Origin of the sequence: Pseudomonas sp. R62 (assembly GCF_000257605.1) — a bacterium.
GTDB lineage: Bacteria > Pseudomonadota > Gammaproteobacteria > Pseudomonadales > Pseudomonadaceae > Aquipseudomonas > Aquipseudomonas atacamensis.
Window position 1 is genome coordinate 2,534,289 of sequence record NZ_JH635998.1, and the last position, 7,191, is coordinate 2,541,479.

A 7,191-nucleotide genomic window follows, 5' to 3' on the forward strand; every position below is an offset into this window, starting at 1 on the left:
CTGTCGATGACCAATCCTGCGCTGATTGATGAACTGAAGACCCTGGTTGAGCCTGGCAAAGTCCTCACCGACGCCGACTCCCTGAACACTTACGGCAAGGATTGGACCAAGCACTTCGCCCCGGCGCCCAGCGCTATCGTGTTTCCCAAGACCATCGAGCAAGTGCAGGCCGTGGTGCGTTGGGCCAATACCCACAAAATTGCGCTGGTGCCATCCGGCGGGCGCACCGGGCTGTCCGCCGCAGCAGTGGCGGCCAATGGCGAAGTGGTGGTTTCGTTCGATTACATGAACCAGATTCTCGACGTCAACCTCACCGACCGCACCGCCGTGTGCCAGCCGGGTGTGGTCACTGAGCATCTGCAGAACGTCGCCGAAGAAAACGGCCTGTACTATCCGGTCGACTTCGCCTCGGCGGGTTCCAGCCAGATTGGCGGCAATATCGGCACTAATGCCGGCGGGATCAAAGTGATTCGCTACGGCATGACCCGCAACTGGGTGGCCGGCATGAAAGTCGTCACCGGCAAGGGCGACGTGCTCGAGCTGAACAAGGACCTGATCAAGAACGCTACCGGTTACGACCTGCGTCAGCTGTTCATCGGCGCCGAAGGCACCCTCGGTTTCGTTGTCGAAGCGACCATGCGCCTCGATCGCGCGCCGAAAAACCTCACGGCGATGGTCCTCGGCACCGCCGATTTCGATTCGATCATGCCGGTGCTGCACGCCTTCCAGGGCAAACTCGACCTGACCGCGTTCGAATTCTTCTCCGACAAGGCCCTGGCCAAGGTCATGGGCCGTGGTGACGTGCCGGCGCCGTTCGAGACCGAGTGCCCGTTCTACGCCCTGCTGGAATTCGAAGCGACCACCGAAGAAGTGGCCAACAGCGCGCTGGAGACCTTCGAACACTGCGTAGAACAGGGCTGGGTGCTCGACGGCGTGATGAGCCAGAGCGAAACCCAGTTGCACAATCTGTGGAGGCTGCGCGAGTACATCTCCGAAACCATCTCCCACTGGACGCCGTACAAGAACGATATCTCGGTTACCGTCTCGAAAGTGCCGGCGTTCCTGCGCGAAATCGACGCGATCGTTGGCGAGCACTACCCTGATTTCGAAATCGTCTGGTTCGGCCACATCGGCGATGGCAATCTGCACCTGAACATCCTCAAGCCGGAAAACCTGAGCAAGGACGAGTTCTTCGCCAAGTGCGCCACCGTCAACAAGTGGGTGTTCGAAACCGTCGAGAAGTACAACGGCTCGATCTCGGCCGAGCACGGCGTGGGCATGACCAAGCGTGATTACCTGACCTACAGCCGCTCGCCGGCCGAGATCGAGTACATGAAAGCGGTCAAGGCAGTGTTCGACCCGAACGGCATCATGAACCCGGGCAAGATTTTCCCGGTTTGATCGGTAATCTCTGTTGAATCAATAAAGGCAGGAGTCGGTAAATGAGCTATCAGCACCAGTACGTCGACGGCACGCGCATTCACTTCCCGATCGGGAAAGTCGTGTGCATTGGCCGCAATTACGCCGAGCACGCCAAGGAACTGGACAACCCGGTGCCGACCGAGCCGCTGCTGTTCATCAAGCCGGGCAGTTGCGTGGTGCCGCTGGAAGGCGGGTTCAGCATTCCGACCGAGCGCGGTTCGGTGCACTACGAAGCGGAAATCGCCGTGTTGATCGGCAAGCCGCTGTCAACCAAGCCGAGCCGTGAAGAAGTCCTCGATGCGATCTCTGGCTTCGCCCCGGCGCTGGACCTGACCCTGCGCGACAAGCAGGCCGAGCTGAAAGCCAAGGGCCTGCCGTGGGAAATCGCCAAGTCGTTCGACGGCGCGGCGGTGATCGCGCCGTTCGTGGTCGGCAGCACCTTCGCTGACCTGACCGACATCGGCATCCGCCTGAGCATCAACGGCGAAGTGCGCCAGGACGGCAACAGCAGCGCGATGCTCAACCCGATCGTGCCGATGATCCAGCACATGGCGGGCTGCTTCTCGCTGCAGGCCGGCGACGTGATCCTCACCGGCACGCCAGTGGGCGTCGGCCCGCTGAACGTCGGCGATGAAATCGTCCTCGAACTGCCGGGGGCGAGCAGCTTCAGCAGCAGCGTGCGCTAACCGCAAAACCCCTTGTGGGGGGTGAGCTTTTTGGTGAGGGGATTTATCCCCGGTGGCGCGCGAAGCGGGCCCCTTTTGATCTTAAAGAGGGGCCTGCTGCGCAGTCCAACGGGGATGAATCCCCTCGCCACAAGGGCCATTTCATATCTGTAATGTGTTGCTGCTGGCAAAATGCACACGGCAATCCCGCCATTTGCCGTTTTTTTCACATCCTCTCTGGATAATTCCCGCGATTCTGGCGTCTCAGCCGGCCTCTTTGTGCTATTACCCTTGGCCTGAATTAACGGAACGCATCCCTCGATGGCATCTCCCACTCAGCAGAAATCCCCCTCCCGTTCGCGCTTCGTCCTGCGCTGGTATGTCTGGCTGTTGCTGGTCATCGCCGCAGCCTATGGGCTGGCGTTCGCCATGCATTGGGATGATCGCGGCGTGCTGTGGGTGCTGGAGCGCTTCGAGAGCAAGGCCGAGCAGAAGGAGAGCGTCTGGCTGCCGGATTATCAGGTGGTGATCGATGCCAAGCCGCTGCCGGGCATGGAAAAGGACGAAGCTTCGGATCTGGCCTATAACCCGCAGACCAAGACCCTGTTCGCGGTCATGGGCAAAAATCCGTTCCTGGCTGAGCTGACGTTGCAAGGCGACGTGCTGCGCAAGATGCCGCTGGTGGGCTGGAGCAACCCGGAAGGCCTGACGGTCATGGAAAACGGTCTGCTGGCGATTGTTGATGAACGTCAACACACGCTGTCGATCGTCAAGGTCGAAGCCGGTACCCGTGAGCTGAACATTGCCGACTTCCCGAAATACGACCTCGGGCCGTCGAAAGATCAGAACAAAGCTTTCGAAGCCATCACCTGGGATCCGCGTAACCGTCAACTTGTGCTGGGTGAAGAGCGCCCGCCGGCGCTGTTCACCTGGAAAAGCGACGGCAGCCAGACCCTGATCGGCGACAAGCAGAAGCTGGCCAGTGACGAGCTCGATATTCGCAACCTGTCGGCGCTGGCGGTCGACCCACGCACTGGCCATCTGCTGGTGTTGTCGGCCGATTCGCACCTTTTGTTGGAACTGGACGAGAAGGGCGAGCAAGTCAGTTTCATGACGTTGCTTGGGAATTTCAACGGTCTGAAAGACACCATTCCCCGCGCCGAAGGCATGACCATGGACGAGGACGGCACGTTGTACATGGTCAGCGAACCGAACCTGTTCTACCGCTTCGAAAAACCCCGGTAATTTTCCCTACGACAATCGCGGAATTGTGCGGTTGTCGTGGCAGGCAAGTGGCCATTAAGCTTCAGTTCAGACAGGCGTGATATTTCATCCGCCTGCCTTGAACCCGAGCCTGCCTGAATGCGTCGACTTGCCCGTCCCAAACCGCTGATCCTCGTCCTGTTGATGATTGTCCTGATCGCGTTGATCGCGATCGGCCAATACCTGCGCCTGTTCGAGCGCGCCTGGTTCAACCTGCACACGCTGTGGCAACCGTTGAGCAGCGAGGCGATCGGCCTGGATCAATATCGGGTGACCATCGAAGCGCGACCGATCGACGGGCTCGACGATGACGTCTCGGCGCTGACCTACGATCCGGTGCGCAAAAGCCTGTTCACCGTGACCAACAAGAATTCCGAACTGGTCGAACTGTCGCTGGAAGGCAAGATTCTGCGGCGCATCGCTCTGGTGGGGTTTGGCGATCCGGAAGCCGTCGAGTACATCAGTGCCGACACCTACGTGATCACCGACGAGCGTCAGCAACGGCTGATCAAGATCCACCTCGAGGCCGACACCACTTTTCTCGATGCCGAAGATGCCGAGCAAATGACTCTCGGCGTGCACATGTCCGGCAACAAGGGTTTCGAAGGGCTGGCTTACGATTCAGTGGGCAAGCGGCTGTTCGTGGCGAAAGAACGCGACCCGATGCTGATCTACGAGGTCCACGGCTTTCCGCACTTCAAACCGGACAAGACCTACGCGGTGCACGTGATCAACAACCCCAAGCGCGATGCCGGGATGTTCGTGCGTGATCTGTCGAGTCTGCAGTACGACGAACGCAGCGGGCATTTGCTGGCACTGTCGGACGAGTCGCGGTTGATTATCGAACTGGATGTCGACGGGCGCCCCTTGAGCACCATGTCGATCAGCGGCGGGCGTCAGGGTTTGCAGAAAACCGTGCCGCAGGCGGAGGGAATTGCGATGGATGATGACGGCACGTTGTACCTGGTGAGCGAGCCGAATCTGTTTTACGTCTTCAAGAAGCCCACACAAAACTGACCAACACCACAAAACACTGTGGGAGCGAGCAGGCTCGCTCCCACTGGTTTATTTGTCTGCCAATGATTCGGGCAGTCTGTTACTCAGCCTTCAGCGTCTTCACGCCTTCACTGGTGCCCAGCAACAACAGATCCGCCGGGCGCGCGGCGAACAGGCCGTTGGTGACCACGCCGACGATGGCGTTGATCTGCGCTTCCAGCTCCACCGGGTTGGTGATCTGCAGGTTGAACACATCGAGGATGATGTTGCCGTTGTCGGTCAACACGCCTTCGCGGTACACCGGGTCGCCACCGAGTTTGACCAGTTGGCGGGCTACGTGGCTGCGGGCCATCGGGATTACTTCCACCGGCAGCGGGAACTCGCCGAGCACCGGCACCAGTTTGCTGGCGTCGGCGATGCAGATGAAGGTCTTGGCCACGGCGGCGACAATCTTCTCGCGGGTCAGGGCTGCGCCGCCGCCCTTGATCAGGTTCAGGTGCGCATCGCTTTCATCGGCGCCGTCGACGTAGAACTCCAGATCGCTGACGGTATTCAGCTCATACACCGGAATCCCATGGCCCTTGAGGCGCGCGGCGGTGGCTTCGGAGCTGGCAACGGCGCCATCGAACGCGCCCTTGTGCTGGGCCAGTGCATCGATGAAGCAGTTGGCGGTGGAGCCGGTGCCGACGCCGACGATGCTCTTGTCGTCGAGTTTCGGCAGGATGAAGTCGACAGCGGCCTGGGCCACGGCCTGTTTGAGTTGATCCTGGGTCATGCGGGCTCCGGAAGCGGGCAAGGGTTGGGCAGAAAGGCCGGCATTATAGGCCTCGCGGTGGTACAGGGGGAAACACCCTGTGGCGAGGGGATTTATCCCCGTTCGGCGACGCAGTCGTCGTAAACCCAGGAACGCTGGTGTAACTGAAAAAATGCAGGGGAGCGCTTCGCACTCCAGCGGGGATAAATCCCCTCGCCACGACAGTCCTCACTCAAGAATGGGTTTCCAGACCTTAAAACCACCTGTTTAGTGTGGTCGCCTCGGCAAAAGGCGGGTTAGACTCGCTGGTCCCGCCCAATCGCCAGTGATGCTTTCCGATGCTCGAACAGTACGTCAAGAAGATCCTCACCTCGCGCGTTTATGACGTTGCCGTAGAAACCCCGCTGCAGAACGCTCGCCAGCTCTCCGAGCGGCTGGGCAACGACATCTGGCTCAAGCGCGAAGACTTGCAGCCGGTGTTCTCGTTCAAGATTCGCGGCGCCTACAACAAGCTGACGCAACTGAGCGACGAAGAGCGCGCTCGAGGCGTGGTCACCGCGTCGGCGGGCAATCATGCGCAGGGGCTGGCCCTGGCGGCGAAAGTGTTGGGCGTCAAAGCCACCATCGTCATGCCCAAGACCACCCCGGAAATCAAGGTCGAAGGCGTGCGTTCGCGCGGCGGCAAAGTGGTGCTGCACGGCGACTCGTTCCCGGAAGCGCTGGCCTATTCGCTGAAACTGGTCGATGAAAAAGGCTACGTCTACATCCACCCGTACGACGATCCGCACACCATCGCCGGGCAGGGCACCGTGGCGATGGAAATCCTGCGTCAGCACCCGCAGCCTCTGGACGCGATCTTCGTCCCGGTTGGCGGCGGTGGTCTGATCGCCGGTATTGCCGCGTACGTGAAGTATCTGCGCCCGGACATCAAAGTGATCGGCGTCGAACCGGACGATTCCAACTGTCTGCAAGCAGCGATGGCTGCCGGTGAGCGCGTGGTTCTGCCGACCGTGGGCATTTTCGCCGACGGCGTGGCGGTGGCGCAGATCGGCCAGTACACCTTCGAAATCTGCAAGGATTACGTTGATGAGGTGATCACCGTCAGCACTGATGAGATCTGCGCGGCAATCAAGGATATCTACGACGATACCCGCTCGATCACCGAGCCTGCCGGCGCGCTGGGCGTGGCCGGGATCAAGAAGTATGTTGAGCAGCGTGGTGTCAGCGGCCAGACTTTCGTCGCCATCGACTCCGGCGCCAACGTCAATTTTGACCGCCTGCGCCACGTCGCCGAACGCGCCGAACTGGGCGAAGGTCGCGAGGCGATCATCGCCGTGACCATCCCGGAAAAGGCCGGCAGCTTCAAGGCGTTCTGCGAAGCCATCGGCAAGCGCCAGATCACTGAATTCAATTACCGCTACAACACCGGCAGCGAAGCGCACATCTTTGTTGGCGTGCAGACTCACCCGGACAACGATCCGCGCAGCGCCTTGCTGGCGAGCCTGACAGAACAGGGGTTTCCGGTGCTCGACCTGACCGACAACGAGCTGGCCAAGCTGCACATCCGCCACATGGTAGGTGGCCGCGCCGCGCAGGTGGTCGATGAAGTGGTGCTGCGCTTCGAATTCCCGGAGCGTCCGGGCGCGTTGTTCAACTTCCTCAACAAGCTTGGCGGGCGTTGGAATATCTCGATGTTCCACTACCGCAACCACGGCGCAGCGGACGGCCGCGTGGTCGCCGGCCTGCAAGTGCCCCATGACGAACGTCATCTGGTGCCGGCGGCACTGGCGGAAATCGGCTATCCATATTGGGATGAAAGCGACAACCCGGCCTATCAGCTGTTTCTTGGCTGAGCGGCTACGCTGATGGGCATGGATCTACGGATGAGAACGACATGGAAACCCTGACCACCCTGAAAGTCCTTCACGTCGCGGCGACCGTGGTCATCCTCGCGAGCGGGCTGGGGCTCGCCGCCCTGACCTGGCGTAATCGCAGCGAAGGCCCGGCCAGTACGATGCGCCGTCCCTGGCTGTTCATCTGGTGTCTGATGCTGATCGGCATGCTCAGCATGCCTTTCACCGGCTGGTGGCT

General features: G+C 60.5%; 6 protein-coding genes and 1 pseudogene. 6 read left to right on the forward strand and 1 reads right to left on the reverse strand.

The features are described from left to right. The first annotated feature begins 6 nt into the window (after nt 1-6). The 4 genes from OQK_RS12395 (at nt 7) to OQK_RS12410 (ending at nt 4,367) form a co-directional block, all read left to right on the forward strand. A complete protein-coding gene (locus tag OQK_RS12395; protein WP_038860902.1) occupies nt 7-1,401 on the forward strand; it encodes an FAD-binding oxidoreductase in 1,395 nt (464 codons plus the stop codon). Nucleotides 1,402-1,442: 41 nt separating this feature from the next. Next, nucleotides 1,443-2,108: a fumarylacetoacetate hydrolase family protein gene (locus tag OQK_RS12400; RefSeq protein WP_016772675.1), complete on the forward strand. Its 666-nt coding sequence runs from the start codon at nt 1,443-1,445 to the stop codon at nt 2,106-2,108. A 300-nt stretch (nt 2,109-2,408) separates the two neighbouring features. Beyond that, nucleotides 2,409-3,332 carry an SdiA-regulated domain-containing protein gene (locus OQK_RS12405; RefSeq protein WP_016772676.1) on the forward strand — a complete coding sequence of 308 codons (924 nt, stop codon included), beginning with the start codon at nt 2,409-2,411 and terminating at the stop codon, nt 3,330-3,332. A 117-nt stretch (nt 3,333-3,449) separates the two neighbouring features. Next, on the forward strand, nt 3,450-4,367 hold the full coding sequence (locus OQK_RS12410; protein ID WP_016772677.1) for an SdiA-regulated domain-containing protein: 918 nt from the start codon (nt 3,450-3,452) through the stop codon (nt 4,365-4,367). Between the two features lie 79 nt (nt 4,368-4,446). Here the strand turns inward: OQK_RS12410 and rpiA are convergent, their stop codons facing one another. Then, a complete protein-coding gene (gene rpiA, locus OQK_RS12415; RefSeq protein ID WP_007913886.1) occupies nt 4,447-5,121 on the reverse strand; it encodes a ribose-5-phosphate isomerase RpiA in 675 nt (224 codons plus the stop codon). A gap of 317 nt (nt 5,122-5,438) precedes the next feature. Here rpiA and ilvA point away from each other — a divergent pair, with 317 nt between their 5' ends. Continuing rightward, entirely contained in the window at nt 5,439-6,953 is a 1,515-nt protein-coding gene (ilvA, locus tag OQK_RS12420; protein ID WP_016772678.1) for a threonine ammonia-lyase, biosynthetic, read from the forward strand. Between the two features lie 41 nt (nt 6,954-6,994). After that, nucleotides 6,995-7,191 (forward strand): annotated as a pseudogene (locus OQK_RS31250) (DUF2269 domain-containing protein); the annotation flags it as partial.